Annotated in this window: 24 protein-coding genes; 22 read left to right on the forward strand and 2 right to left on the reverse strand. The window is 59.2% G+C overall.

Going from position 1 to position 25,311, the window contains the following annotated elements; all coding sequences use genetic code 11:
- Window positions 1-43 precede the first annotated feature (43 nt).
- The 14 genes from KW841_RS13055 to ispD all read left to right on the forward strand — a co-directional run bounded on the left by KW841_RS13055 (window position 44) and on the right by ispD (window position 16,204).
- A complete protein-coding gene (locus tag KW841_RS13055) occupies window positions 44-547 on the forward strand; it encodes an OmpH family outer membrane protein (protein ID WP_015093768.1) in 504 nt (167 codons plus the stop codon).
- Window positions 548-550: 3 nt separating this feature from the next.
- Window positions 551-1,606: a UDP-3-O-(3-hydroxymyristoyl)glucosamine N-acyltransferase gene (gene lpxD / locus KW841_RS13060; RefSeq protein ID WP_218476598.1), complete on the forward strand. Its 1,056-nt coding sequence runs from the start codon at window positions 551-553 to the stop codon at window positions 1,604-1,606.
- 108 nt (window positions 1,607-1,714) lie between these two features.
- Window positions 1,715-2,155, forward strand: a complete 441-nt coding sequence (gene fabZ / locus KW841_RS13065) for a 3-hydroxyacyl-ACP dehydratase FabZ (protein WP_007978374.1) — start codon at window positions 1,715-1,717, stop codon at window positions 2,153-2,155.
- Complete coding sequence (gene lpxA / locus KW841_RS13070; RefSeq protein WP_007978373.1) at window positions 2,152-2,928, forward strand: acyl-ACP--UDP-N-acetylglucosamine O-acyltransferase; 777 nt, start codon at window positions 2,152-2,154, stop codon at window positions 2,926-2,928. The genes fabZ and lpxA overlap by 4 nt, the downstream gene beginning before the upstream one ends.
- 2 nt (window positions 2,929-2,930) lie before the next feature.
- The gene (gene lpxB / locus KW841_RS13075) at window positions 2,931-4,061 is read left to right on the forward strand and encodes a lipid-A-disaccharide synthase (protein ID WP_218476601.1); all 1,131 of its coding nucleotides are present in this window, start codon (window positions 2,931-2,933) and stop codon (window positions 4,059-4,061) included.
- An 11-nt stretch (window positions 4,062-4,072) separates the two neighbouring features.
- Window positions 4,073-4,699, forward strand: coding sequence for a ribonuclease HII (gene rnhB, locus KW841_RS13080; RefSeq protein ID WP_007978371.1), 627 nt, complete (start codon window positions 4,073-4,075; stop codon window positions 4,697-4,699).
- A gap of 77 nt (window positions 4,700-4,776) precedes the next feature.
- Window positions 4,777-8,298, forward strand: a complete 3,522-nt coding sequence (gene dnaE, locus KW841_RS13085; protein WP_218476613.1) for a DNA polymerase III subunit alpha — start codon at window positions 4,777-4,779, stop codon at window positions 8,296-8,298.
- Window positions 8,299-8,437: 139 nt separating this feature from the next.
- Complete coding sequence (locus KW841_RS13090; protein WP_007978369.1) at window positions 8,438-9,385, forward strand: acetyl-CoA carboxylase carboxyltransferase subunit alpha; 948 nt, start codon at window positions 8,438-8,440, stop codon at window positions 9,383-9,385.
- A gap of 133 nt (window positions 9,386-9,518) precedes the next feature.
- Window positions 9,519-10,847 carry a tRNA lysidine(34) synthetase TilS gene (gene tilS / locus KW841_RS13095; protein ID WP_218476627.1) on the forward strand — a complete coding sequence of 443 codons (1,329 nt, stop codon included), beginning with the start codon at window positions 9,519-9,521 and terminating at the stop codon, window positions 10,845-10,847.
- Between the two features lie 274 nt (window positions 10,848-11,121).
- The gene (locus tag KW841_RS13100; RefSeq protein ID WP_007996939.1) at window positions 11,122-12,753 is read left to right on the forward strand and encodes a CTP synthase; all 1,632 of its coding nucleotides are present in this window, start codon (window positions 11,122-11,124) and stop codon (window positions 12,751-12,753) included.
- A 5-nt stretch (window positions 12,754-12,758) separates the two neighbouring features.
- Window positions 12,759-13,604 carry a 3-deoxy-8-phosphooctulonate synthase gene (kdsA, locus tag KW841_RS13105; RefSeq protein WP_015093773.1) on the forward strand — a complete coding sequence of 282 codons (846 nt, stop codon included), beginning with the start codon at window positions 12,759-12,761 and terminating at the stop codon, window positions 13,602-13,604.
- Between the two features lie 156 nt (window positions 13,605-13,760).
- On the forward strand, window positions 13,761-15,050 hold the full coding sequence (gene eno / locus KW841_RS13110; protein WP_015093774.1) for a phosphopyruvate hydratase: 1,290 nt from the start codon (window positions 13,761-13,763) through the stop codon (window positions 15,048-15,050).
- Between the two features lie 171 nt (window positions 15,051-15,221).
- The gene (ftsB, locus tag KW841_RS13115; protein ID WP_007970710.1) at window positions 15,222-15,500 is read left to right on the forward strand and encodes a cell division protein FtsB; all 279 of its coding nucleotides are present in this window, start codon (window positions 15,222-15,224) and stop codon (window positions 15,498-15,500) included.
- Window positions 15,497-16,204 carry a 2-C-methyl-D-erythritol 4-phosphate cytidylyltransferase gene (ispD, locus tag KW841_RS13120; protein WP_102699370.1) on the forward strand — a complete coding sequence of 236 codons (708 nt, stop codon included), beginning with the start codon at window positions 15,497-15,499 and terminating at the stop codon, window positions 16,202-16,204. Before ftsB ends, ispD begins: the two co-directional genes overlap by 4 nt.
- Before the next feature lie 156 nt (window positions 16,205-16,360).
- On the opposite strand, the gene KW841_RS13125 is transcribed toward ispD, so the two are convergent.
- Window positions 16,361-17,257, reverse strand: coding sequence for a LysR substrate-binding domain-containing protein (locus KW841_RS13125; RefSeq protein WP_102699369.1), 897 nt, complete (start codon window positions 17,255-17,257; stop codon window positions 16,361-16,363).
- A 107-nt stretch (window positions 17,258-17,364) separates the two neighbouring features.
- Here KW841_RS13125 and KW841_RS13130 point away from each other — a divergent pair, with 107 nt between their 5' ends.
- The 8 genes from KW841_RS13130 to rpoS all read left to right on the forward strand — a co-directional run bounded on the left by KW841_RS13130 (window position 17,365) and on the right by rpoS (window position 24,499).
- Window positions 17,365-18,477 carry an S-(hydroxymethyl)glutathione dehydrogenase/class III alcohol dehydrogenase gene (locus KW841_RS13130; RefSeq protein WP_015093777.1) on the forward strand — a complete coding sequence of 371 codons (1,113 nt, stop codon included), beginning with the start codon at window positions 17,365-17,367 and terminating at the stop codon, window positions 18,475-18,477.
- Window positions 18,478-18,485: 8 nt separating this feature from the next.
- The gene (fghA, locus tag KW841_RS13135) at window positions 18,486-19,331 is read left to right on the forward strand and encodes an S-formylglutathione hydrolase (RefSeq protein WP_218476630.1); all 846 of its coding nucleotides are present in this window, start codon (window positions 18,486-18,488) and stop codon (window positions 19,329-19,331) included.
- 43 nt (window positions 19,332-19,374) lie between these two features.
- Complete coding sequence (gene ispF, locus KW841_RS13140; RefSeq protein ID WP_007970721.1) at window positions 19,375-19,848, forward strand: 2-C-methyl-D-erythritol 2,4-cyclodiphosphate synthase; 474 nt, start codon at window positions 19,375-19,377, stop codon at window positions 19,846-19,848.
- On the forward strand, window positions 19,845-20,903 hold the full coding sequence (gene truD, locus KW841_RS13145) for a tRNA pseudouridine(13) synthase TruD (protein WP_218476632.1): 1,059 nt from the start codon (window positions 19,845-19,847) through the stop codon (window positions 20,901-20,903). The genes ispF and truD overlap by 4 nt, the downstream gene beginning before the upstream one ends.
- Window positions 20,891-21,640, forward strand: a complete 750-nt coding sequence (surE, locus tag KW841_RS13150; RefSeq protein ID WP_218476634.1) for a 5'/3'-nucleotidase SurE — start codon at window positions 20,891-20,893, stop codon at window positions 21,638-21,640. The genes truD and surE overlap by 13 nt, the downstream gene beginning before the upstream one ends.
- Window positions 21,641-21,681: 41 nt before the next feature.
- Window positions 21,682-22,317 carry a protein-L-isoaspartate(D-aspartate) O-methyltransferase gene (locus KW841_RS13155; RefSeq protein ID WP_177323519.1) on the forward strand — a complete coding sequence of 212 codons (636 nt, stop codon included), beginning with the start codon at window positions 21,682-21,684 and terminating at the stop codon, window positions 22,315-22,317.
- A 211-nt stretch (window positions 22,318-22,528) separates the two neighbouring features.
- On the forward strand, window positions 22,529-23,386 hold the full coding sequence (locus tag KW841_RS13160) for a peptidoglycan DD-metalloendopeptidase family protein (protein ID WP_218476637.1): 858 nt from the start codon (window positions 22,529-22,531) through the stop codon (window positions 23,384-23,386).
- 105 nt (window positions 23,387-23,491) lie between these two features.
- Window positions 23,492-24,499: an RNA polymerase sigma factor RpoS gene (gene rpoS, locus KW841_RS13165; RefSeq protein WP_007970728.1), complete on the forward strand. Its 1,008-nt coding sequence runs from the start codon at window positions 23,492-23,494 to the stop codon at window positions 24,497-24,499.
- Window positions 24,500-24,972: 473 nt separating this feature from the next.
- Here rpoS and fdxA read toward each other — a convergent pair whose 3' ends face one another.
- Window positions 24,973-25,296, reverse strand: a complete 324-nt coding sequence (fdxA, locus tag KW841_RS13170; RefSeq protein ID WP_007970729.1) for a ferredoxin FdxA — start codon at window positions 25,294-25,296, stop codon at window positions 24,973-24,975.
- Window positions 25,297-25,311: the final 15 nt, after the last annotated feature.

Below are 25,311 nucleotides of genomic sequence, written 5' to 3' on the forward strand. Positions count from 1 at the left end.
GTCTGACCCAAGATAACGACAATGAATTTTGTAGGAGTGCATCGTGCGTAAGTTGACTCAATTGGTTCTCCTGGCCAGCGTCCTGGTCGCTGGTCCGGCATTTGCCGACATGAAAATTGCAGTTCTGAACTATCAGATGGCTCTGCTGGAATCCGACGCGGCCAAGAAATACGCCGTGGATGCCGAGAAGAAGTTCGGTCCTCAGCTGACCAAGCTCAAGACCCTGGAAACCAGCGCCAAGGGTATTCAGGACCGCCTGATGGCCGGTGGCGACAAAATGCAGCAGGGCGAGCGCGAGCGTCTGGAGCTTGAATTCAAGCAAAAGGCCCGTGACTTCCAGTTCCAGTCCAAGGAGCTGAACGAAGCCAAAGCCGTTGCCGACCGTGAAATGCTGAAGCAGCTCAAGCCGAAACTGGACAGCGCTGTGGAAGAAGTCATCAAGAAAGGTGCTTTTGACCTGGTCTTCGAGCGTGGCGCAGTGATTGATGTCAAGCCTCAGTACGACATCACTCGCCAGGTTATCGAGCGCATGAATCAGCTGAAGTAATCCATGACCGTGACCATTAAGCTCGGCCAGTTGGCCGAGTTCCTCGGCGCCACGCTACGTGGCGACCCGGAGAGAGAAATTACTGGGCTAGCCACCTTGCAGGAGGCTGGCCCAGCTCAGTTGAGCTTTCTCGCAAACCCTCAATACCGTAAGCACCTGGCGGACAGCCGGGCCGCAGCGCTGTTGCTGAAGGCTGCTGATGCCGAAGGTTTTGCCGGTAATGTGCTGGTGGTGCCTGATCCGTATCTGGCCTACGCGCGTGTTTCCCATCTGTTCGATCCAAAGCCGAAAGCGGCTGCCGGTATTCACCCGACAGCGGTTGTGGCCGAAGACGCGGTGGTTGACCCGGCTGCGAGTATTGGTGCCTTTGCGGTGATCGAAAGTGCGGCACGAATTGCTGCCGGCGTGACCATCGGTGCGCATTGCTTCATCGGTGCCCGTTGCGTAGTCGGCGAAGGCGGTTGGCTGGCCCCGCGGGTCACGCTGTACCACGACGTGCGCATCGGCAAGCGTGTGGTCATTCAGTCGGGTGCCGTGCTCGGCGGCGAAGGCTTCGGTTTTGCCAATGAGAAAGGTGTCTGGCAGAAAATTGCCCAGATCGGTGGTGTACTGGTCGGTGACGATGTCGAGATTGGCGTGAATACCGCTATTGATCGCGGCGCATTGGCCGATACCATTCTCGGTAATGGTGTGAAGCTCGACAACCAGATCCAGATTGCCCACAACGTTCAGGTCGGTGATCACACCGCCATGGCCGCCTGTGTCGGGATCTCCGGCAGCACCAAAATCGGCAAGCATTGCATGCTCGCTGGCGGTGTAGGGCTGGTGGGGCATATCGAAATTTGCGATAACGTTTTCATCACCGGGATGACCATGGTGACCCACTCGATTACCGAAAAGGGTTCCTATTCTTCCGGTACGGCCATGCAGCCAGCAGCCGAATGGCGCAAAAGCGCGGCTCGCATCCGTCAGCTCGATGACATCGCGCGGCGCCTGCGACAGCTGGAAAAGCAAGTAGGGGAAGTGACCCCTGACGGTAATGCTTCATCAGATGGCTGATACCATTTCCATATCAAGTGTGCACAGCCGCTAGACTGCCTCCTTGATTTGCTAGCGGAGCGTGCGTCAGTCGCGCGCTCCCAATCTTTACATAGGCTTCCCCCCGAAATGATGGACATCAACGAGATTCGCGAATACCTGCCTCACCGTTACCCGTTCCTGCTGGTGGACCGGGTAGTGGAGCTGGATGTTGAAGGCAAGCGCATTCGCGCCTACAAGAATGTCAGCATCAACGAACCGTTCTTCAATGGTCACTTCCCTGCGCATCCAATCATGCCGGGCGTATTGATCATCGAGGCCATGGCTCAGGCTGCCGGGATCCTTGGTTTCAAGATGCTCGACGTGAAACCGGCCGACGGCACCCTCTATTATTTCGTCGGTTCCGACAAGCTGCGCTTCCGCCAGCCGGTTCTGCCAGGCGATCAGTTGATCCTTGAAGCCAAGTTCATCAGCTGCAAGCGTCAGATCTGGAAGTTCGAATGCCAGGCTTCGGTCGATGGCAAGCCGGTCTGCTCCGCTGAAATCATCTGCGCGGAACGCAAACTATGAGTTTGATTGACCCTCGTGCAATCATCGATCCGACAGCCATTCTGGCTGACGGCGTCGAGGTCGGCCCGTGGTCGATCGTCGGCGCAGGTGTGGAAATCGGCGAGGGGACAGTCATCGGGCCGCACGTGATCCTCAAGGGCCCGACCCGAATCGGCAAGCACAATCGCATCTACCAGTTTTCCTCGGTGGGTGAGGACACGCCTGACCTGAAGTACAAGGGCGAGGAAACCCGCCTGGTGATTGGTGATCACAACGTCATCCGTGAAGGTGTGACGATCCACCGTGGCACCATCCAGGATCGTTCGGAAACGACCCTGGGCGATCACAACCTGATCATGGCCTATGCCCACATCGGCCACGACAGCGTGATTGGCAACCACTGCATCCTGGTGAACAACACCGCACTGGCGGGCCATGTGCATGTGGAAGACTGGGCGATCCTCTCCGGTTTTACCCTGGTTCACCAGTATTGCCACATTGGCGCCCACAGCTTCTCCGGCATGGGTACGGCGATCGGCAAGGATGTCCCAGCGTACGTCACGGTGTTCGGCAACCCCGCCGAAGCCCGCAGCATGAACTTCGAGGGCATGCGCCGTCGGGGGTTCAGCGAAGATGCGATCCACGCGCTGCGTCGTGCCTACAAGGTGGTGTACCGCCAGGGCCTGACCGTGGAGCAGGCGCTCGCCGAACTGGCAGAGCCGTCCGCCCAGTATCCGGAAGTGGCGGTGTTCCGTGACTCCATCCAGTCTTCGACCCGCGGCATCACCCGCTAACCATGGCCAATCTGCGTATTGCGCTGGTAGCGGGTGAGGCTTCCGGTGACATTCTGGGTGCGGGTCTCATGCGCGCGCTCAAGGCTCGTCACCCGGCCGTCGAGTTCATCGGTGTCGGTGGTCCGTTGATGCAGGCTGAAGGCCTGACTTCGTATTTCCCGATGGAACGCCTGTCCGTCATGGGCCTGGTGGAAGTGCTGGGCCGGCTGCGCGAGTTGCTGGCGCGGCGCAAGAAGCTGGTCGCCGACCTGATCGCCGCGAAGCCCGATGTGTTCATCGGTATCGATGCGCCGGACTTCAACCTCAATATCGAACTCAAACTGCGTCAGGCCGGTATCAAGACCGTGCATTACGTCAGTCCATCGGTTTGGGCCTGGCGGCAGAAACGCGTGCTGAAAATTCGCGAAGGCTGCGATCTGATGCTAACGCTGTTTCCGTTCGAAGCCAGGTTCTACGAAGAGAAAGGCGTGCCGGTGCGGTTTGTCGGTCATACCCTGGCCGATGCCATTCCACTTGAAGCCGATCGCGCGGCTGCGCGGGCCGAGCTCGGTTTGCCTGACGGGCCGCTGGTGGCGTTGATGCCAGGCAGCCGTGGCGGTGAAGTAGGCCGGCTAGGTGCGTTGTTTCTCGATACCGCGCAGCGCCTGCGGGCGTTGCGACCGGGTGTGCGGTTTGTCATGCCTTGCGCCAGTGCGCAACGTCGCGCACAGCTTGAAGAACTGTTGGCTGGTCGCGATCTGCCATTGACCCTGCTCGATGGACAGTCGCATCTGGCCCTGGCAGCGTGCGATGCGGTGTTGATTGCCTCCGGTACCGCGACGCTTGAAGCATTGCTGTACAAGCGGCCGATGGTGGTCGCCTATCGCCTGGCGCCGCTGACGTTCTGGATACTCAAGCGCATGGTGAAAAGCCCCTACATTTCGTTGCCGAATTTGTTGGCTCAGCGTCTGTTGGTGCCCGAGTTGTTGCAGGACGATGCCACGGTCGAAGCGCTGGCCCAGACCTTGTCACCCTTGATCGAGGGTGGGGAAGAGCAGACCCGTGGTTTTGATGAAATTCACCGGACCCTGCGTCTGGATGCCTCCAACCAGGCTGCGGACGCAGTGCTGAAGCTGATCGGCCAAGTAGAATGAGTAAAACGAACATGCAGATGGGGCTGGACTTTACCTTGGTCGCTGAAGTCGAAGAGTTGGTTGCCGGTGTCGATGAAGTCGGTCGCGGCCCGCTCTGTGGCGCGGTAGTGACGGCGGCGGTGATTCTTGATCCGAACCGCCCGATCCTCGGCCTGAACGACTCGAAGAAACTCACCGAAGCCCGTCGCGAAAAGCTCTACGACGAAATCTGCGAAAAAGCCCTGAGCTGGTGCATCGCTCGCGCCGAAGTCGAGGAAATCGACGAACTGAATATCCTCCACGCCACCATGCTGGCCATGCAGCGCGCGGTCGCTGGGCTGCACATCCAGCCGAAGCTGGCGATGATCGACGGCAACCGCTGCCCGAAACTGCCGATGCGTTCCGAGGCAGTGGTGAAGGGCGATAGCAAGGTTCCAGCCATCGCCGCCGCATCGATTCTGGCCAAGGTCAGTCGCGACCGGGAAATGGCCGCGTTCGAGTTGATCTACCCCGGCTACGGCATCGGTGGCCACAAGGGCTACCCGACACCCGTTCATCTGGAAGCGCTCGCCCGTCTTGGCCCGACCCCGATTCACCGGCGCTCCTTTGCTCCGGTGCGTCTGGCTTACGAGGCGCGGGAAAGTCTCATCGAGAGTTAGTCGCAAGGCTGATTTTTTTTACCAAGGCCCGGTACAATCCGGGCCTTGTTGTTTTCATGACTTAACGCAGGATCACTATGCCGGCTTCATTCGTTCACCTACGCCTGCACACTGAATACTCCCTGGTCGACGGTCTGGTGCGGATCAAGCCGCTGGTCAAGACCCTGGTCGGCATGAACATGCCTGCCGTGGCGGTCACCGACCAGAACAACATGTGTTCCCTGGTCAAATTCTATAAAAACGCCATGGGTGCCGGGATCAAGCCGATCTGCGGCGCCGACCTGTGGCTGTCGAACAAGGATCCGGACAACCCGCTGAGCCGGATCAGCCTGCTGGTAATGAACGCCGAAGGCTATCGCAACCTCACCGAACTGATTTCCCGCGGCTTTATCGATGGTCAGCGCAATGGCGCAATCATCATCGAGCGCGAATGGGTCGCTGAGGCCAGCGCCGGCTTGATCATGTTGTCGGCGGCCAAAGAAGGCGAGATCGGCCAGGCCATGCTCAGCGGCAACCCCGCCGAGGCTGAAACCCTGGCCCGCGAATGGATGGATGTGTTTCCGGATCGTTTCTACCTGGAGATCCAGCGCACCAATCGCCCCAACGATGAGGAACAGTTGCACGGCGCCGTGGCCCTGGCCGAGAAGCTCGGTGCGCCGCTGGTGGCGACCAACGACGTGCGTTTCATCAAGCAGGAAGACTTCGCCGCCCACGAAACCCGCGTCTGTATCGGTGAGGGCCGTGCCCTCGACGATCCGCGGCGTTCGAAGAATTACAGCGATCAGCAGTACCTCAAAAGCGCCGAGGAAATGGCCGAGCTGTTCAGCGACATTCCCGAGGCGCTGGAAAACACCGTCGAAATCGCCAAGCGTTGCAACATCGAAGTGAAGCTGGGCACGCACTTCCTGCCCAACTTCCCGATCCCCGATGGCATGACCATCGACGAGTATTTCCGCAAGGTGTCCTTCGATGGCCTGGAAGAACGCCTTGCCGTCCTGCTGCCCAAGGACACCACCGAAGACTATGAAGCCAAGCGTCAGGTCTATGTCGACCGGCTGAACTTCGAGCTGGATATCATCATCCAGATGGGTTTCCCCGGTTACTTCCTGATCGTGATGGACTTTATCCAGTGGGCCAAGAACAACGGCGTGCCGGTAGGTCCTGGCCGTGGGTCGGGTGCCGGATCGCTGGTGGCCTATGTGCAGAAGATCACCGACCTCGACCCGCTGGAATACGACCTGCTGTTCGAACGTTTCCTCAATCCGGAACGGGTATCGATGCCCGACTTCGACGTCGACTTCTGCATGGACGGTCGCGATCGGGTGATCGACTACGTGGCCGAGAAGTACGGCCGCAACGCGGTAAGCCAGATCATCACCTTCGGTTCCATGGCCGCCAAGGCTGTGGTCCGCGACGTGGCGCGGGTGCAGGGCAAGTCTTACGGCCTGGCGGACCGTCTGTCGAAGATGATCCCGTTCGAAGTCGGCATGACCCTGGAAAAGGCCTACGAGCAGGAAGAGATCCTGCGTGACTTCATCAAGGTCGATGAAGAAGCCGCGGAAATCTGGGAGATGGCCCGCAAGCTTGAAGGCGTTGTGCGTAACGTCGGCAAGCACGCTGGTGGTGTGGTTATCGCGCCAACCAAGCTGACCGACTTCTCGCCGATCTACTGCGACGAGGCGGGTGACGGTCTGGTAACCCAGTTCGACAAGGATGACGTTGAAGCGGCCGGTCTGGTGAAGTTCGACTTCCTCGGTTTGCGGACCCTGACGATCATCGATTGGGCGCTGAAAACCATCAACCGCGACCGCGCCAAGGTCAACGAGCCACCGCTGGATATCGCGTTCATCCCGCTGGACGACAAGCCGACCTACACCTTGCTGCAAAAAGCCGAAACCACGGCGGTGTTCCAGCTTGAATCCCGGGGCATGAAGGAGCTGATCAAAAAGCTCAAGCCCGACTGCCTGGAAGACTTGATCGCACTGGTGGCCCTGTTCCGTCCGGGCCCGCTGCAATCGGGCATGGTGGACGACTTCATCAACCGCAAGCACGGTCGCGCCGAGCTGGCGTATCCGCACTCGGACTACCAGTACGAAGGCCTCAAGCCCGTACTGGCGCCGACCTACGGCATCATCCTGTATCAGGAACAGGTGATGCAGATTGCCCAGGTCATGGCCGGCTACACCCTCGGTGGTGCTGACATGCTGCGTCGCGCCATGGGTAAGAAAAAACCCGAGGAAATGGCCAAGCAGCGCGGCGGTTTCATTGAGGGTTGCGCCACCAACAATATCGACGCGGACCTGGCCGGTAACATTTTCGACCTGGTGGAAAAATTCGCCGGTTACGGCTTCAACAAGTCCCACTCCGCGGCTTATGGCCTGGTGTCGTACCAGACTGCGTGGCTGAAGGCGCACTACCCGGCGCCGTTCATGGCCGCGGTACTCTCGGCGGATATGCACAACACCGACAAGGTCGTGACCTTGATCGAAGAAGTGCGGACCATGAAGCTGCGTCTCGACGCGCCGGACGTCAACACTTCCGAATTCAAGTTCACGGTGAACGACGAAGGCCGGATCATCTACGGCCTGGGTGCCATCAAGGGCGTGGGTGAGGGGCCGGTCGAAGCCATTACCGAAGCGCGTCTGGCGGGCCCGTTCAAGGATCTGTTCGATTTCTGCGCCCGGGTCGACCTCAAGCGCATCAACAAGCGCACCCTCGACGGTTTGATCCGCAGCGGTGCCCTGGATCGCCTCGGGCCGTACTTCCACGATGAGCAGAAAGCCTACCAGGCCAACATCGACCGCAATCGCGCGGTGCTGCTGACGGCCATGGAAGAAGCGATCAAGGCGGCCGAACAGACCGCGCGGACCCAGGACAGCGGTCACTCGGACCTGTTTGGCGGTCTGTTTGTCGAAGAAGACGCTGACGTCTACGCCAATCACCGCAAGGCCAAGGAACTGACCCTCAAGGAGCGTCTCAAAGGCGAGAAAGATACCCTTGGCCTGTACCTGACCGGTCACCCGATCGACGAGTACGAGGGTGAAATCCGTCGCTTCGCCCGCCAGCGCATCATCGATCTGAAACCGGCGCGTGATACCCAGACCGTTGCCGGGATGATCATCGCCTTGCGGGTGATGAAGAACAAAAAGGGCGACAAGATGGGGTTCATCACCCTTGACGACCGCTCCGGACGGATCGAGGCCTCGCTGTTTTCCGAGGCGTTCCATTCGGCGCAATCACTGTTGCAGACCGACGCGATGGTGGTGGTCGAAGGCGAAGTCAGCAATGACGACTTCTCCGGTGGCCTGAAATTGCGGGTCAAGCGGGTGATGAGCATGGAGGATGCGCGCACCAACCTGGCCGAAAGCCTGCGCCTGAAGTTGCATGCCAAGGATCTCAAGGGCGATCAGCTACGCTGGTTGGGCGAACTATTGAAGCGTCACCGCGGTGCGTGCCCGATCACCATGGACTACACCAGCCCTGATGCGAAGGCCTTGTTGCAGTTCGGCGAGGGCTGGCGGATCGATCCGGCGGATGCGTTGATTCAAGCCCTGCGTGACCAGTTCGGGCGAGACAACGTCTTCCTCCAATACCGTTGACGGTCAGTGCCATCAGATTGCCCTGACCCAGACCTGAATTTTTAATCTCGACCTCAACGCGCCTGTCCCTTAAGGTAGGGCGCGAATAGACAACCGGCCGGCCCAAGATCCCTTGGGACTCGACCCAAGACGGACGCCTATGAACCCGAATTTTCTAGATTTCGAACAGCCGATCGCCGACCTGCAAGCCAAGATCGAAGAGTTGCGCTTGGTCGGTAATGACAATTCGCTGAATATCGGCGATGAGATCTCCCGCCTGCAGGACAAGAGCAAAACGCTGACCGAAGACATTTTCGGCAAGCTGACCAGCTGGCAGATCGCACGCCTGGCACGTCACCCGAAACGTCCGTATACCCTGGACTACATCGAACACATCTTCACCGAGTTCGACGAACTGCACGGTGACCGTCACTTCTCCGACGACGCGGCCATCGTTGGCGGCATCGCCCGTCTGGACGACAAGCCAGTCATGGTCATCGGCCACCAGAAGGGCCGTGAAGTGCGCGAGAAGGTTCGCCGCAACTTCGGCATGCCGCGTCCGGAAGGCTACCGCAAGGCTTGCCGCCTGATGGAAATGGCCGAACGCTTCAAGATGCCGATCCTGACCTTCATCGACACCCCGGGCGCCTACCCTGGCATCGACGCCGAAGAGCGTAACCAGAGCGAAGCGATTGCCTGGAACCTGCGGGTCATGGCGCGCCTGAAAACCCCAATCATCGCCACTGTGATCGGTGAGGGTGGTTCCGGTGGTGCACTGGCGATCGGTGTCTGCGACCAGTTGAACATGCTGCAATACTCGACCTACGCGGTGATTTCGCCGGAAGGCTGCGCTTCGATTCTGTGGAAAACCGCCGAGAAGGCACCGGATGCCGCAGAAGCGATGGGCATCACCGCCGAGCGCCTCAAGGGCCTGGGCATCGTGGACAAGGTGATTGGCGAGCCATTGGGCGGCGCGCACCGTGACCCGGCTGCTGCCGCTGCGTCGATCCGCGCCGAGCTGAGTTCGCAGCTGGCGATGCTGAAGAAGTTCGACAACGACGCGTTGCTCAAGCGCCGTTACGATCGTCTGATGAGCTACGGTCTCTAAGCCGAACACGCAGTGCCCATGTGGGAGCGAGCTTGCTCGCGATGAGGGTGTAACAGTCGACGAATGTGTTGAATGTTAGGCCGCTATCGCGAGCAAGCTCGCTCCCACATTTGATTTGTGCATAGAGGCAGATATGAGTCAGTCCGCGATTGATTTGCCTTCCAGGCTTTTGCTGAATCTTAAACCGTGGCGCAATGCTGCGACCTGGCGCATCGCCTTCTCCGGCGGTCTGGACTCCACTGTCCTGCTACATCTGCTGGCACATCTTGCAAAAACCGAATTCCTGCCGGCGCTGAGCGCCATCCATGTTCATCACGGCCTTCAAGCCGTGGCCGATGCGTGGCCGGAACATTGTCGTTCTGTGTGTGCTTCGCTGGGCGTCCCGTTGCAGATCGTTCGTGTACAGGTGCAGCCCGGTGCCAGCCTGGAGCGGGCGGCCCGGGACGCGCGTTATCATGCGTTCACCGAAGTGACTCGGCCCGATGAGGTACTGCTGACCGCCCAGCACCGCGACGATCAGGCGGAAACCTTGCTGTTCCGTTTGTTGCGTGGGGCCGGCGTGCGCGGGCTGTCGGGTATGCCGCGTCAACGCCCGTTGGGCAAGGGCCATCTGCTGCGGCCATTGCTCGATGTCACGCGGGTTGAGCTGGAGGCCTATGCCAACGAGCATGGCTTGAGCTGGATCGAGGATCCTTCAAACGAAGATCGGCAGTACTCGCGCAACTACCTGCGGCATCAAGTCTTCCCCGCCTTGACCCGGCGCTGGCCACAAGCGGTGGCAACCATGGCCCGCAGTGCGGCGCATCTGACTGAAGCGCAGGGGTTGCTCGAAGAACTGGCAGACATGGATTTGCGTGAGGCCAGCTCTGTCAGTGAATTTGCCTGGCTGGGCTTGCGATCCCTTGAACTGGCGTCGCTTGCGCAACTCTCCGCTGCCCGGCAGCGCAATGCCCTGAGTCATTGGCTCGAGCCGCTGACCCGTCTTCCGGACACTGACCATTGGTCGGGTTGGGAGGATTTGCGCGACGCCAGCGGCGATGCCTGCCCGGTGTGGCGGCTGGCCGATGGCGAGCTGCATCGGGCGGGCGGGCGGATCTGGTGGTTGTCGGGCCGCTGGTTGCGCCCTCTGCCTGTCGCCGGAACGTGGCAGGACCCGCGTTCACCGTTGGTAATCCCGGACAACGGCACGCTGTCGCTCACCGGGCAAATCCCCGATGGCCCGTTACAGATCCGCTATCGTGAAGGGGGAGAGGTCATGGCGTTGCCAGGCCGTGGCCATCGGGATCTGAAACGTTTGCTCAATGAAAACGCTGTACCGTCCTTCGTGCGCGGCAGATTGCCGCTGCTCTACAAAGAGGGGCAATTGCTGGCGGTAGCGAACCTCAACGGACTCGATGGTGGTGCGATCGGTAACTGGCATTTGCATTGGCAGCCACTGAACGAAGATCAAGGTTTGAGCTGAAAGGGGCTTTCCGGTAGACTACGCTCCCTTCTTGATACAACTTCTGTGGATTCGCCTGAATTGCAGGAGTTGCCGATTACCAAGCAGTCTTTGCTGGGCGATTCCAAAAAATGTGTAGCGAGCAACGAACCGGTGATTCATTTCCCGGTCTGTCCCAACGCGGCGGTTTTTTTGAAAGGTGCACTGTGATTAATGCAGGTGATCGGGGGCTTCGGCCTTCCTTCGCTTTCCCCGGCGGCTCGGACCGCTTTAACGCAGACTTCTAGGGTTTTTCATGACGCGCTACATATTCGTCACGGGCGGTGTTGTTTCTTCATTGGGGAAAGGCATTGCATCGGCATCATTGGCGGCCATCCTGGAGGCGCGGGGACTTAAGGTCACCATGCTGAAGCTGGACCCGTACATCAACGTCGACCCGGGCACCATGAGCCCGTTCCAGCACGGTGAAGTGTTCGTCACCCACGACGGCGCCGAGACCGACCTGGACCTGGGCCACTACGAGCGGTTCATCCGCACGACCATGACCCAGAACAACAACTTCACCACCGGCCGTGTCTACGAACACGTGCTGCGCAAAGAGCGCCGTGGTGACTACCTGGGTGCAACCATCCAGGTGATCCCGCACATCACCGACGAAATCAAGCGCCGCATCATCAAGGGTGCCGGCGACGCTGACGTGGCCATGGTCGAGATCGGTGGCACCGTGGGTGACATCGAGTCGCAACCGTTCCTCGAGGCGATCCGCCAACTGCGTTTCGAAGTCGGCGCCAAGCGCGCGATGCTGATGCACCTGACACTGGTGCCGTACATCGCCACTGCCGGTGAAACCAAGACCAAGCCAACCCAGCACTCTGTCAAGGAACTGCGTTCCATCGGCCTGCAACCAGACGTGCTGGTCTGCCGCTCCGACCACCCGATCGATGTGTCGTCGCGTCGCAAGATCGCGCAGTTCACCAACGTTGAAGAACGTGCGGTGATCGCGCTGGAAGACGCCGATACCATCTACAAGATCCCGGGCATCCTGCACTCCCAGGGCCTCGACGATTTCGTCGTCGAGCGCTTCGGCCTGCAATGCGGCGGTGCCGATCTGTCCGAGTGGGAAGCCGTGGTCGACGCCAAGCTCAACCCTGAGCACGAAGTCACCATCGCCATGGTCGGCAAGTACATGGAACTGCTGGACGCCTACAAGTCGCTGATCGAAGCGATGAGTCACGCCGGCATCAGCAACCGTACCAAGGTCAACCTGCGCTACATCGATTCCGAAGACATCGAGAACCAGGGCACCGCGCTGCTCGAAGGCGTCGACGCGATCCTGGTGCCGGGCGGTTTCGGTCTGCGTGGCGTTGAAGGCAAGATCACTGCCGTTCAATACGCTCGCGAAAACAAGGTTCCGTACCTGGGCATCTGCCTGGGCATGCAAGTGGCCGTTATCGAGTTCGCCCGTAACGTGATGGGCTGGAAAGACGCCAACTCCACCGAGTTCGATCGTGCAAGCGGTCACCCGGTAGTGGGCTTGATCACCGAGTGGGAAGATGCAACCGGCGCGGTCGAAATCCGTACCGAAGCTTCCGATCTGGGCGGCACCATGCGCCTGGGCGCGCAGGATTGCCTGCTGGAGCCGGGTTCCCTGGTTCATGGTTGCTACGGCAAGGACGTGATCGTCGAGCGTCACCGTCATCGCTACGAAGTGAACAACAACCTGCTGCCGCAAATCATGGAAGCCGGTTTGAAAATCTCCGGTCGTTCCGGGGATGGCGCGCTGGTTGAAGTGGTTGAAGCACCGGATCATCCATGGTTCGTCGCTTGCCAGTTCCACCCTGAGTTCACCTCGACGCCACGCGACGGTCATCCGCTGTTCAGCGGTTTCGTCAAGGCCGCGTTGGCTCAACACCAGAAGAAGGCGTAACCCCGATGGCACAGAAGATCATCCGCGTCGGCGACATCGAGATTGCCAACGACAAACCCATGGTGCTGTTCGGCGGCATGAACGTGCTGGAAAGCCGTGACATGGCCATGCAGGTTTGCGAAGAGTATGTGAAGGTCACCGAAAAGCTCGGTATCCCTTACGTGTTCAAGGCCAGTTTCGACAAGGCCAACCGGTCTTCTGTGACCTCCTATCGTGGTCCTGGCCTGGAAGAAGGCATGCGCATCTTCCAGGACATCAAGCAAGCCTTCGGCGTGCCGATCATCACCGACGTCCACGAGCCTGACCAGGCCGCGGTCGTCGCTGAAGTCTGCGACATCATCCAGTTGCCGGCCTTCCTGTCGCGCCAGACCGACCTCGTGGTCGCGATGGCCAAAACGGGCGCCGTGATCAACATCAAGAAAGCCCAGTTCCTCGCCCCTCAGGAAATGAAGCACATCCTGAACAAGTGCGTGGAAGCGGGTAATGATCAGTTGATTCTCTGTGAGCGTGGTTCGAGCTTCGGCTACAACAACCTGGTCGTCGACATGCTCGGCTTCGGCATCATGAAGCAGTTCGAATACCCGGTGTTCTTCGACGTGACCCACGCGCTGCAAATGCCTGGCGGTCGCTCCGATTCCGCCGGCGGTCGTCGCGCCCAGGTCACCGACCTGGCGAAGGCCGGTATGAGCCAATCGCTGGCCGGCCTGTTCCTGGAGGCTCACCCGGATCCGGACAACGCCAAATGTGACGGTCCTTGCGCCTTGCGCCTGGACAAACTGGAGCCATTCCTGGCCCAGCTCAAAGCCCTGGACGAACTGGTGAAGAGTTTTCCGACGGTAGAAACCGCGTAATCCTCAATTCTCCGGTAAAGTACCGCACGATTTAACGCTCAGGCCCTCGGGCCTGAGCCTTGTCGTCTGCAAGACTGCCCGCTGCACCTCACTTGCCGACGATCAAAGATTTCCTACAGCTGCGTCGTTTTCGTCAACTTTGGAGTGTTTACAACAATGGCTAAAATCGTCGACATCAAAGGTCGTGAAGTTCTCGACTCCCGTGGCAATCCCACCGTGGAAGCGGATGTGCTTCTCGATAACGGCATCATCGGCAGCGCCTGCGCGCCGTCCGGTGCTTCCACTGGCTCGCGTGAAGCGCTCGAGCTGCGTGATGGCGACAAGAGCCGTTACCTGGGCAAGGGTGTTCTGAAGGCCGTAGCCAACATCAACGGTCCGATCAAGGACCTGTTGAAAGGCATGGACCCAAGCGACCAGAAAGCGCTCGATCTGGCAATGATCAAGCTCGACGGTACTGAAAACAAAGGTTCCCTGGGCGCCAACGCGATCCTCGCCGTTTCCCTGGCTGCCGCCAAGGCCGCAGCGCAGGACCAGGACCTGCCGCTGTACGCTCACATCGCCAACCTGAACGGCACCCCGGGTGTCTACTCGATGCCGGTTCCGATGATGAACATCATCAACGGCGGCGAGCACGCCGATAACAACGTCGACATCCAGGAATTCATGGTTCAGCCGGTTGGCGCCAAGTCTTTCTCGGAAGGTCTGCGCATGGGCACCGAGATTTTCCACCACCTCAAAGCCGTACTGAAGGCCCGTGGCCTGAGCACTGCCGTCGGTGACGAAGGTGGTTTCGCGCCGAACCTGGCTTCCAACGAGGACGCTTTGAAAGTGATCTCCGAAGCCGTGGCCAACGCCGGTTATAAGCTGGGCACTGACGTGACCCTGGCCCTGGACTGCGCGGCCAGCGAATTCTACGAAGACGGCAAGTACAACCTGTCCGGCGAAGGCCAGGTGTTCACCGCCGAAGGTTTCGCTGACTACCTCAAAGGCCTGACCGAGCGTTACCCGATCATCTCCATCGAAGATGGCCTGGACGAGTCCGACTGGGCTGGCTGGAAGATCCTCACCGACAAGATCGGCGAGAAGACCCAGCTGGTAGGCGACGACCTGTTCGTCACCAACACCAAGATCCTGAAAGAAGGCATCGACAAGAAGATCGCCAACTCGATCCTGATCAAGTTCAACCAGATCGGCACCCTGACCGAAACCCTGGAAGCCATCCAGATGGCCAAGGCTGCCGGCTACACCGCAGTGATCTCGCACCGCTCCGGCGAAACCGAAGATTCGACCATTGCCGACCTGGCCGTGGGCACCTCGGCTGGCCAGATCAAGACCGGCTCCCTGTGCCGTTCCGACCGCGTTTCCAAGTACAACCAACTGCTGCGTATCGAAGAGCAGTTGAACGGCAAAGCCAAGTACAACGGTCGCGGCGAATTCCGCGGCTGAGTCAGTACATGGTAAAAAAGACACCGGATTGTGTCGGAAAAATCGCTACAGCGACGTTTTTGCCACTAATCTGATGGCTTATAAGCACAAGCCTGGTTCTTCCAGGCTTCGTGCTATCAGAAGCTTCACGTTTGGCATGGCTGTCTTTTTTCACTGGATACCTGATATTCGATGCGCAGTCCCAATTGGTTGTTCCTCATTCTGCTTTTGTTGCTGGCTGGCCTGCAGTACCGCCTGTGGGTGGGAAACGGCAGTCTGGCGCAAGTGGCCGAGTTGACGCAGCAGATCGCGGATCAGCAAGCTGAGAACCAGGCATTGCTGGAGCGCAATCGGGTAATGGACGCCGAAGTCAGTGAGTTGAAAAAGGGCATGGAGACCGTTGAAGAACGGGCTCGCCATGAGTTGGGCATGGTCAAGGACGGTGAAACCCTTTACCAGTTGGCGCAATGAGCCAGACGTTACCGGCCTTCTGGGCCGTGATTCCTGCCGCGGGCGTCGGTGCCCGTATGGCCGCGGACCGTCCCAAGCAATACTTGCAACTGGGCGGGCGCACTATTCTCGAACACAGCCTCGGCTGTTTCCTTGATCACCCTTGCCTGAAAGGCCTGGTGGTCAGTCTTGCTGTCGACGATCCTTATTGGCCGAACCTGGCGTGTGCCAGTGACCCGCGTATTGTCCGGGTCGAGGGCGGTTCCGAACGTTCCGGATCGGTGCTCAATGCCTTGCTGCACCTGCATGCGCAGGGCGCGGATAATGAGGATTGGGTACTGGTTCACGATGCCGCGCGGCCGAACCTCAGTCGTGACGACCTGGACAAGCTGTTGGCTGAACTGGCTGACGACCCTGTCGGCGGACTGCTGGCGGTTCCGGCACGGGATACACTCAAACGGGTCGACAAGCACGGTCGCGTCGTCGAAACCGTGGATCGCAGTGTGATCTGGCAGGCCTACACGCCGCAGATGTTTCGCCTTGGGGCATTGCATCGGGCGTTGGCGGACAGCCTGGTGGCCGATGCCGTTATTACCGACGAAGCTTCGGCCATGGAGTGGGCCGGTTCGGCACCACGGCTGATCGAAGGGCGGTCCGATAACCTCAAGGTGACGCGTCCCGAAGATCTTGAATGGTTGAGACAGCGTTGGGCCAATCGTCACTGATTGACATTGGTTTTGTGCTGCCCCCAATCGCGAGCAAGCTCGCTGCCACAGTGGACGGGGTCGAACACAAATCTTGTAAACGCCAGCAAACCCTGTGGGAGCGAGCTTGCTCGCGATAGCGGTAGTCTGGGCTCCGGCATCTTGTTGACACGCCAGTTAGCTTCGGTATTCCGGCCTTTCAGCCAACCCTTCCTTCAAAAAATCCACCAACTTGCGCACCTTCGGTGACAAATGCCGCTGCTGTGGATAAAGAGCCCAAACCGCAGTGTTCGGTGGTTGATGCGCTTCCAGCAACGAAATCAATGCGCCGCTCTTCAAGTGCTCCAGCACGTAATAGTCCGGCAACTGACACAACCCCACGCCCTGTAGCGCCGCGTCCAGTACGGCTTGCCCACTATTGCAGCGCCAGTTTCCCTGGACTCGCTGGGAAAATTCCCGCCCGTTCTGCTCCAGTTGCCAGAGATCCGAACTGCCGACAAGGCAGTTGTGGCGACTGAGTTCCGACAGGCTGTGCGGTCGACCATAGCGTTCAAGGTAGGAGGGTGATGCGCAGAGAAACATGCGCCGTGGCGCGAGGCGAGTGGCAACCAGCCGTGAATCCTGCAAGCGCCCGAGGCGGATCGCCAGATCGAGACCATCATGTACCAGGTCGAGTTGCCGGTTGGTCAATTCGATATCGATGCGCAGCTGCGGATACAGCCCCATGAAACGGGTCACCAGCGGCACGATGAAGCGTTCACCGTAAGCCACGGCGCACGTCATGCGCAGCATGCCTTTGGGTTCGCTGGTCAAGTCGCCCACCGCGCGCAGCGCCTCTTCGCGGCCGTCCTGCAAGCGTTGGCAATGCTGCAGGAAAGTTTGCCCGGCCTCGGTCAGCGCGACCCGGCGTGTACTGCGGTAGAGCAAACGGGTTTGCAGGCGCTCTTCGAGGCGTACGATTTGTCGACTGATATGGGAGGAAGAAACCCCCAGGCGTTCCGCCGCAGCGGTGAACTGGTTGCACTCGGCAACAGCGACAAACTCGTCGATCCCTTCCCAGCGGTTTTCGGACATCGATGATTATCCCTGTGTGGCAATAATATTTTGCATTTGCGTCGATTATTCATCGCTGAGCCATGGATTACACTCCCTGTCTCGTTTTTATTCACAGGAGAGCCATCATGATCAAGTCGCGCGCCGCCGTTGCCTTCGAGGCCAAGAAACCCCTCGAAATCGTTGAAGTCGATGTCGCCATGCCCAAGGCCGGCGAAGTCTTGCTGCGCGTGGTGGCCTCCGGTGTCTGCCATACCGATGCCTACACCTTGTCCGGCGCTGATCCGGAAGGCATCTTCCCGTCGATCCTCGGTCACGAAGGCGGGGCGATCGTCGAAGCCATCGGCGAGGGTGTGACCTCCGTGGCGGTAGGCGACCATGTGATCCCGCTGTACACCCCGGAATGTCGCCAGTGCAAATTCTGCCTGTCGGGCAAGACCAACCTCTGCCAGGCGATTCGCGCGACCCAGGGCAAAGGCTTGATGCCGGACGGCACTTCGCGTTTTTCCTACAAGGGCGAAACGATTTTCCACTACATGGGCACTTCGACCTTCTCCGAGTACACCGTGCTTCCGGAGATTTCCGTTGCGAAAATCGCCAAGGAAGCGCCACTGGAAAAAGTCTGCCTGCTGGGCTGCGGTGTCACTACCGGTATCGGCGCCGTGCTCAACACCGCCAAGGTAAAACCGGGTGATACCGTGGCCATTTTCGGCCTCGGCGGCATCGGTCTGTCGGCTGTGATTGGCGCGGTCAAAGCCAAGGCTGCGCGCATCATCGCCATCGACATCAACCCGGCGAAGTTCGAGATCGCCAAGCAGCTGGGTGCAACCGATTGCGTGAACCCGAAAGACTTCGATCGTCCGATCCAGGAAGTCATCGTCGACATGACCGACGGCGGCGTCGACTTTTCCTTCGAGTGCATCGGCAACGTGCAACTGATGCGCGCGGCACTGGAGTGCTGCCACAAGGGTTGGGGCGAGTCGGTCATCATCGGTGTTGCCGGTGCCGGCCAGGAAATCTCCACCCGTCCGTTCCAGCTGGTCACCGGCCGCGTCTGGCGCGGTTCGGCGTTCGGCGGTGTGCGTGGCCGTACCGAGTTGCCAAGCTATGTGGAAATGGCCGAGACCGGTGAGATTCCGCTGGATACCTTCATCACCCACACCATGGGCCTGGAAGATATCAACAAAGCGTTCGACCTGATGCATGAAGGAAAAAGCATCCGTTCCGTCATCCATTTCTGAGGTCTGTCATGAGCCTGGAAAACATCTCCTGCCAGAAAAGCTTCGGTGGCTGGCACAAGCGCTATCGCCATCGCTCTGACGTGCTCGGCTGCGACATGGTGTTCGCCGTCTATTTGCCGCCGCAGGCGGAGCAGGGCGGCAAGCTGCCGGTGTTGTACTGGTTGTCCGGCCTGACGTGCACCGACGAGAACTTCATGCAGAAGGCCGGCGCCATGCGCATGGCCGCCGAGTTGGGGCTGATCATCGTCGCACCGGACACCAGCCCTCGCGGTCCTGATGTGCCGGGCGATCCGGATGGTGCCTGGGACTTCGGCCTCGGCGCCGGGTTTTATCTGAATGCCACCCAGGAACCCTGGTCGCGACACTATCGGATGCATGACTACGTTGTGCAGGAATTGCCGACATTGGTTGAAGCCCATTTCCCGGCGTCGGACAAGCGTGGCATCAGCGGACATTCCATGGGCGGCCACGGCGCGCTGGTCTGTGCGTTGCGCAATCCAGGGCGTTATCGTTCGGTATCGGCGTTCTCGCCCATCAACAATCCGATGGATTGTCCCTGGGGGCAGAAAGCCTTCTCCCGCTACCTGGGAGAGGACCGTTCGAAATGGCGTGAATGGGATGCCTGCGCGTTGATTGCCGAGGCCGATGAAAAGCTGCCGCTGCTGGTCGATCAGGGTGATCGCGACGATTTTCTCGCCACCCAGCTCAAGCCAGAAGCCTTGCAACAGGCGACCAAACTGGCCGGTCACCCGCTGACGTTGCGCCTGCAACCGGGCTATGACCACAGCTATTTCTTCATCGCCAGTTTCATCGATGAGCACTTGCGGCATCACGCGCATGCTCTGGTTGGCTAATGCAGGTAGAATCACGCCCTGACAAAAATCGGGGCGTTTTTTTATGCGTATTGGCCACGGCTATGATGTGCACCGTTTCGCTGAAGGCGATTTCATCACTCTGGGCGGCGTGCGCATTGCACACAGCTTTGGGCTGCTCGCCCACTCTGACGGTGACGTCCTGTTGCACGCCTTGAGCGATGCCTTGCTCGGCGCCGCGGCGCTGGGCGACATCGGCAAGCATTTCCCGGATACCGACCCGCAATTCAAGGGCGCCGACAGCCGTGCGCTGTTGCGTCACGTCGTCGCGCTGGTCCATGCCAAAGGCTGGAAAGTCGGCAACGTCGACAACACCATCGTCGCCCAGGCGCCGAAAATGGCCCCGCATATCGAATCGATGCGTGCGCTGATTGCCGCGGATCTTCAAGTAGAGTTGGATCAAGTGAACGTGAAAGCTACCACCACCGAAAAGCTCGGCTTTGTCGGTCGCGAAGAAGGCATTGCCGTGCACTCTGTTGCCTTGTTGCTGCGCGCATGAACGAACTGCAATTGCTCGGCCCGCGAGCTTACGGTGAGGCCCTCGGCACGGCGGTCCTGAAGGCGATCGCGGAAGATTTCCAGGTCGACGAAGTCCTCGACATTCCCCTCAGTGGCGAAGGCGAACACCTGTGGATCTGGGTGGAAAAGCGTGGCCTGAATACGGAAGAAGCGGCGCGACGAATTGCCAAGGCTGCGGGTGTGCCTTTGCGTACCGTCAGTTATGCCGGGCTCAAGGACCGTCAGGCGTTGACTCGCCAATGGTTCAGCGTGCAGCTGCCGGGCAAGGCCGATCCTGATCTGGCAGCCGCGGAAAACGATACGCTGAAGATCCTCAAGACCGCCCGCCACAAGCGCAAGCTGCAACGTGGCGCGCACTCGGCCAACGGCTTCACCTTGCGCCTGACGCAGTTCGCCGGTGACAAGCCTGCGCTTGAAGAGCGTCTGCAACTGATCGCCAAACAAGGCATCCCCAATTATTTCGGCGCCCAGCGTTTCGGCCATGACGGCGGCAATGTCGTCGATGCTCGCGCCTGGGCCGCGCGCAAGGCCTTGCCGGAGCAGCGCAACGTGCGCTCGCGTCTGCTTTCCACGGCGCGCAGTTTTCTGTTCAACCAGGTATTGGCCGCACGTGTCGCCGACGGCACCTGGCAGCGTGCCCAGGTGGGCGATCTGCTGGCGTTCACCGATAGCCGCAGCTTTTTCCCGGCAGGCGAAGCCGAGTGCAGCGACCCGCGCCTGGCGATTCTCGATCTGCACCCGACCGGTCCGCAGTGGGGCGAAGGTGACTCGCCGGCCACAGGGGTTGTCCATGAACTGGAGCAGGCCATCGCCACACGCGAAGCGGATTTGCGTGATTGGCTGATCAACGCCGGTATGAGCCATGAACGTCGCATCCTGCGGCTGCCCATTGGCGGGTTGACGTGGCATTATCCCGAACCTGACATTCTGCAACTGGAATTCGTCCTGCCGGCCGGATGCTTCGCCACCGTATTGGTGCGAGAGCTTGTTGATCTGGTGCCGGTGGGGCAGACGGACAGCCCATGCGTATTCTGATTTCTAACGACGATGGGGTAACAGCACCCGGTCTCGCCGCGCTTTATGCTGCGCTGGCGGATTACACCGAGTGCGTGGTTATCGCCCCGGACCAGGACAAGAGCGGCGCCAGCAGTTCGCTGACGCTCGACCGTCCGTTGCACCCGCAAACCCTGGCCAACGGCTTTATCAGCCTCAACGGCACGCCAACCGATTGTGTGCACCTGGGCCTCAACGGCCTGCTGGAGCGTGAAGCGGACATGGTGGTTTCCGGTATCAACCTGGGCGCGAACCTGGGGGACGATGTCCTGTATTCCGGCACGGTGGCGGCGGCCCTTGAGGGGCGTTTCCTGAAACGCCCTTCGTTTGCCTTTTCGCTGGTCTCACGCCAGGTAGAGAACCTTCCCACAGCTGCCCATTTCGCGCGCAAGCTGGTCGAAGCCCATGCCGAGCTGGATCTGCCACCGCGAACGGTACTGAGTGTGAACATTCCCAATTTGCCGCTGGACCGTATTCGCGGTATTCAGTTGACTCGCCTGGGGCATCGCGCCCGAGCCGCAGCACCGATGAAGGTGGTAGATCCGCGGGGCAAGTCCGGTTACTGGATCGCCGCGGCCGGGGATGCCGAGGACGGTGGGCCGGGGACCGATTTCCATGCGGTTATGCAGGGATATGTTTCGATCACACCGCTGCAGTTGGATCGCACGTTCAATGATGCCTTCAGAAGTCTGGACGGCTGGCTGGAGGGGCTGCGCTGATGGGTCGCGAACAAGACGATATGCTGCGTCGCGGCATCGGCATGACTTCCCAGCGAACCCGGGAGCGGCTCATCCAGCGCCTGTATGAAGAAGGCATTTCCAACGCGAAGGTGCTGGAGGTCATTCGCCGGACCCCGCGCCACTTGTTCGTCGACGAAGCGCTGGCGCACCGTGCCTATGAAGACACCGCGCTGCCGATTGGCAACAACCAGACCATCTCCCAGCCTTATATGGTGGCGCGCATGAGCGAGCTGCTGCTGGAGGCCGGTCCTCTCGACAAGGTGCTGGAAATCGGCACCGGGTCGGGTTATCAGACGGCTGTGCTGTCGCAACTGGTCGAGCGTGTGTTCTCGGTCGAGCGCATCAAGGTTCTGCAGGATCGGGCAAAGGAGCGTCTGGTCGAACTGAACCTGCGCAACGTGGTGTTCCGCTGGGGCGATGGTTGGGAAGGCTGGCCGGCACTGGCGCCGTACAACGGGATTATCGTCACCGCCGTGGCGACTGACGTACCCCAGGCATTGCTTGACCAGTTGGCACCGGGAGGTCGAATGGTGATCCCGGTCGGGGCCGGCGAAGTCCAGCAATTGATGCTGATCATCCGCGAGGAACAAGGTTTTTCCAGGCATGTTCTGGGGGCTGTGCGCTTTGTGCCGTTGCTCAATGGGCCATTGGCCTGAGCATTTGTTTCGGCGCGCTGAATTCTCTTCGATTGCCTTTGTCTTACAGCGGCATCGATTGCTTCAACGGGATTCATCTTCAGGCAGCAAACGTGTGCGCGACAGCGATTCGCCACATTAAAGGTAAAGCGTGCACGGCCCGTTATACTTGCGACAGTTCATGCCGGACTCCGGTATTTCACATTTTCAGCCACCACAGAGGGAGCGGCGGGTGAGTCTCACAGTCATTGCGCAGCGTATGAGTAAAACGAGCTTTCAGCGCCTGGTGACTGGCCTTGTCTTGAGCACATTGCTGGTCGGTTGTTCCAGCAACAAATCCAGTGATGTTCGTGTCGTGGATCGCAACAATGCCGCGGCTCAGCGTCCGGCCGTGACCACCGGGCAATACGTGGTGCGTCCCAAGGACACCCTGTTTTCCATTGCCTTCCGTTACGGCTGGGACTACAAGGCCCTTGCGGCCCGAAACAATATTCCCGCGCCCTACACCATCCATCCGGGTCAGACGATTCGATTTGATGGTCGTACCGGTTCAACGTCGACGGCGGTGGTCAGCTCGTCCAGTTCAACACCTTCGTCGTCGAGTAAAACCACGGTCATCCGTCGTTCGGCAAACGGTACGACCACCAGCACAACGACGGTTGTACCGTCCGTCGCGAGCAAGCCTGCCCCCGCTCCGTTGCCTCCTCCGGGGCCAGCCCCGACCGGCTGGGGATGGCCATCTAATGGCATTCTGATTGGAAAATTCTCTTCAAACGGTAGTTTGAATAAAGGAATTGATATCGCCGGAGATTTGGGACAGCCTGTTTTAGCTGCGTCTGATGGGACGGTGGTATACGCCGGGAGTGGCTTAAGGGGCTACGGCGAATTAGTGATCATCAAGCACAGTGAAACCTACGTCAGTGCCTACGGACATAACCGCAGGCTGTTGGTTCGGGAGGGGCAGCAGGTCAAGGTCGGACAGACAATTGCCGAAATGGGGTCAACGGGTACAGACCGGGTGAAACTGCATTTTGAGATTCGCCGCCAGGGTAAACCTGTAGATCCGCTGCAATTCCTGCCACGTCGTTGATCGCTTACCAGCCTGTTCCGTCGCGTAGAGGGGACAGGCTCCAGCGTTGCCAGGGAGAAAGGCGCCGCTTGAGCTTGAGGTCGAACTCACCAAAGGACTATAACAATGGCTCTCAGTAAAGAAGTGCCGGAGTTTGACATCGACGATGAGGTTCTCCTGATGGAGAGCGGCATCGATACGGATTCGATGTCGAATGATGAAGGGGCGGCTCCACCTTCCGTTCGTGCCAAATCCAAACACTCCGCATCGTTGAAACAACACAAGTACATTGACTACACGCGGGCACTCGATGCCACGCAGTTGTATCTCAATGAAATTGGTTTCTCTCCCCTGCTATCACCCGAAGAAGAAGTTCATTTTGCGCGCCTGTCGCAAAGTGGCGATCCGGCCGGGCGCAAGCGCATGATTGAAAGCAACCTGCGACTGGTGGTGAAAATCGCCCGACGCTATGTCAATCGTGGGCTGTCGCTGCTGGACCTGATCGAAGAGGGCAACCTCGGCTTGATCCGGGCGGTGGAGAAGTTCGATCCGGAACGCGGCTTCCGCTTCTCGACCTACGCGACCTGGTGGATTCGCCAGACCATCGAACGCGCAATCATGAATCAGACCCGGACCATCCGGCTGCCGATTCATGTGGTCAAAGAGCTGAATGTGTACCTGCGGGCTGCGCGGGAACTGACGCAAAAACTCGACCATGAACCCTCACCCGAAGAAATCGCCAACCTGCTGGAAAAACCGGTGGGAGAGGTCAAGCGTATGCTCGGCCTTAACGAGCGTGTTTCCTCCGTCGACGTCTCGCTGGGTCCGGATTCGGATAAAACCCTGCTTGACACCCTGACTGACGACCGCCCGACCGATCCATGCGAACTGTTGCAGGACGACGACCTGTCCCAGAGCATCGATCAATGGCTCTCTGAGCTGACCGACAAGCAGCGCGAAGTGGTTGTACGCCGCTTCGGCCTGCGCGGTCATGAAAGCAGCACCCTTGAAGACGTCGGCCTGGAAATCGGCCTGACCCGTGAGCGGGTCCGGCAGATTCAGGTGGAAGGCTTGAAGCGACTGCGCGAGATCCTGGAAAAAAATGGTCTGTCGAGTGAGTCGCTGTTCCAATAAGGCACTCACTGCGATGGCATGAAAAACCCCGACTGGCTCGGGGTTTTTTATTGCCAGGCCAGAAGACCGGATCCCCTCGGGATTTCGGTTTCGTGCTGTAAGCCCAGGCTTACACTTGCGTAAGTGTTCGTTATTTTTACACCCTGGCAATCGTCCATGTTGAACGCATTTCGTTTTTATCTTTTTGATTTATATGGCTATTTTTTATTATTAATGACGTGTGACAGTTGGATTACGCGCCAAGGGGCGATTGATCCCGCAGGAGAACACTCTAGTATTGAGGTTGTGTCGACGGACAGACACGTCCTTCAAGGATGAGGGATAAGGAAATCGCAGGACGCGATTCATCAGGATGATGAAAAGGAACACAGGGAATAGGGAAAAAATGTGGGCGGGTCAAACCGCCCCTTTTTTTTTGCCCGCAGAAAAGCAAAAAGGCCCTTGTGGGGCCTTTTTCGCGAACGCGGGGGTAATCAGCGTTCGAGGTCTGCGATCTTGCCTGGCTTGCCATCCCATTCTGCGGAATCGGGCATTGGATCCTTGCGTTCGGTGATGTTTGGCCAGATATCCGCCAACTCAGCGTTCAGCTCGATGAAGTTCTCCATGCCGGCCGGAACCTCATCTTCGGAGAAGATAGCCACGGCAGGGCATTCAGGTTCGCACAGCGCGCAATCGATGCACTCATCCGGGTGAATCACCAGGAAATTCGGGCCTTCGTAAAAGCAGTCCACCGGACAGACTTCTACGCAGTCGGTGTACTTGCACTTGATGCAGTTGTCGGTGACGACGAAGGTCATTTCTAATTTTCTCCT

The sequence above is a fragment of the Pseudomonas sp. PDM28 genome (genome assembly GCF_019219115.1).
GTDB lineage: Bacteria > Pseudomonadota > Gammaproteobacteria > Pseudomonadales > Pseudomonadaceae > Aquipseudomonas > Aquipseudomonas laurylsulfatiphila.

Coding starts and splice junctions, on each gene's coding strand:
- ispF (WP_007970721.1), top strand. CDS start 19,375: ATGCGTATTGGCCACGGCTATGATGTGCACCGTTTCGCTGAAGGCGAT.
- truD (WP_218476632.1), top strand. CDS start 19,845: ATGAACGAACTGCAATTGCTCGGCCCGCGAGCTTACGGTGAGGCCCTC.
- KW841_RS13100 (WP_007996939.1), top strand. CDS start 11,122: ATGACGCGCTACATATTCGTCACGGGCGGTGTTGTTTCTTCATTGGGG.
- surE (WP_218476634.1), top strand. CDS start 20,891: ATGCGTATTCTGATTTCTAACGACGATGGGGTAACAGCACCCGGTCTC.
- KW841_RS13130 (WP_015093777.1), top strand. CDS start 17,365: ATGATCAAGTCGCGCGCCGCCGTTGCCTTCGAGGCCAAGAAACCCCTC.
- KW841_RS13155 (WP_177323519.1), top strand. CDS start 21,682: ATGACTTCCCAGCGAACCCGGGAGCGGCTCATCCAGCGCCTGTATGAA.
- fghA (WP_218476630.1), top strand. CDS start 18,486: ATGAGCCTGGAAAACATCTCCTGCCAGAAAAGCTTCGGTGGCTGGCAC.
- rnhB (WP_007978371.1), top strand. CDS start 4,073: ATGCAGATGGGGCTGGACTTTACCTTGGTCGCTGAAGTCGAAGAGTTG.
- lpxB (WP_218476601.1), top strand. CDS start 2,931: ATGGCCAATCTGCGTATTGCGCTGGTAGCGGGTGAGGCTTCCGGTGAC.
- dnaE (WP_218476613.1), top strand. CDS start 4,777: ATGCCGGCTTCATTCGTTCACCTACGCCTGCACACTGAATACTCCCTG.
- KW841_RS13090 (WP_007978369.1), top strand. CDS start 8,438: ATGAACCCGAATTTTCTAGATTTCGAACAGCCGATCGCCGACCTGCAA.
- lpxD (WP_218476598.1), top strand. CDS start 551: ATGACCGTGACCATTAAGCTCGGCCAGTTGGCCGAGTTCCTCGGCGCC.
- ftsB (WP_007970710.1), top strand. CDS start 15,222: ATGCGCAGTCCCAATTGGTTGTTCCTCATTCTGCTTTTGTTGCTGGCT.
- tilS (WP_218476627.1), top strand. CDS start 9,519: ATGAGTCAGTCCGCGATTGATTTGCCTTCCAGGCTTTTGCTGAATCTT.
- fabZ (WP_007978374.1), top strand. CDS start 1,715: ATGATGGACATCAACGAGATTCGCGAATACCTGCCTCACCGTTACCCG.
- lpxA (WP_007978373.1), top strand. CDS start 2,152: ATGAGTTTGATTGACCCTCGTGCAATCATCGATCCGACAGCCATTCTG.
- KW841_RS13125 (WP_102699369.1), bottom strand. CDS start 17,257: ATGTCCGAAAACCGCTGGGAAGGGATCGACGAGTTTGTCGCTGTTGCC.
- fdxA (WP_007970729.1), bottom strand. CDS start 25,296: ATGACCTTCGTCGTCACCGACAACTGCATCAAGTGCAAGTACACCGAC.
- eno (WP_015093774.1), top strand. CDS start 13,761: ATGGCTAAAATCGTCGACATCAAAGGTCGTGAAGTTCTCGACTCCCGT.
- ispD (WP_102699370.1), top strand. CDS start 15,497: ATGAGCCAGACGTTACCGGCCTTCTGGGCCGTGATTCCTGCCGCGGGC.
- rpoS (WP_007970728.1), top strand. CDS start 23,492: ATGGCTCTCAGTAAAGAAGTGCCGGAGTTTGACATCGACGATGAGGTT.
- kdsA (WP_015093773.1), top strand. CDS start 12,759: ATGGCACAGAAGATCATCCGCGTCGGCGACATCGAGATTGCCAACGAC.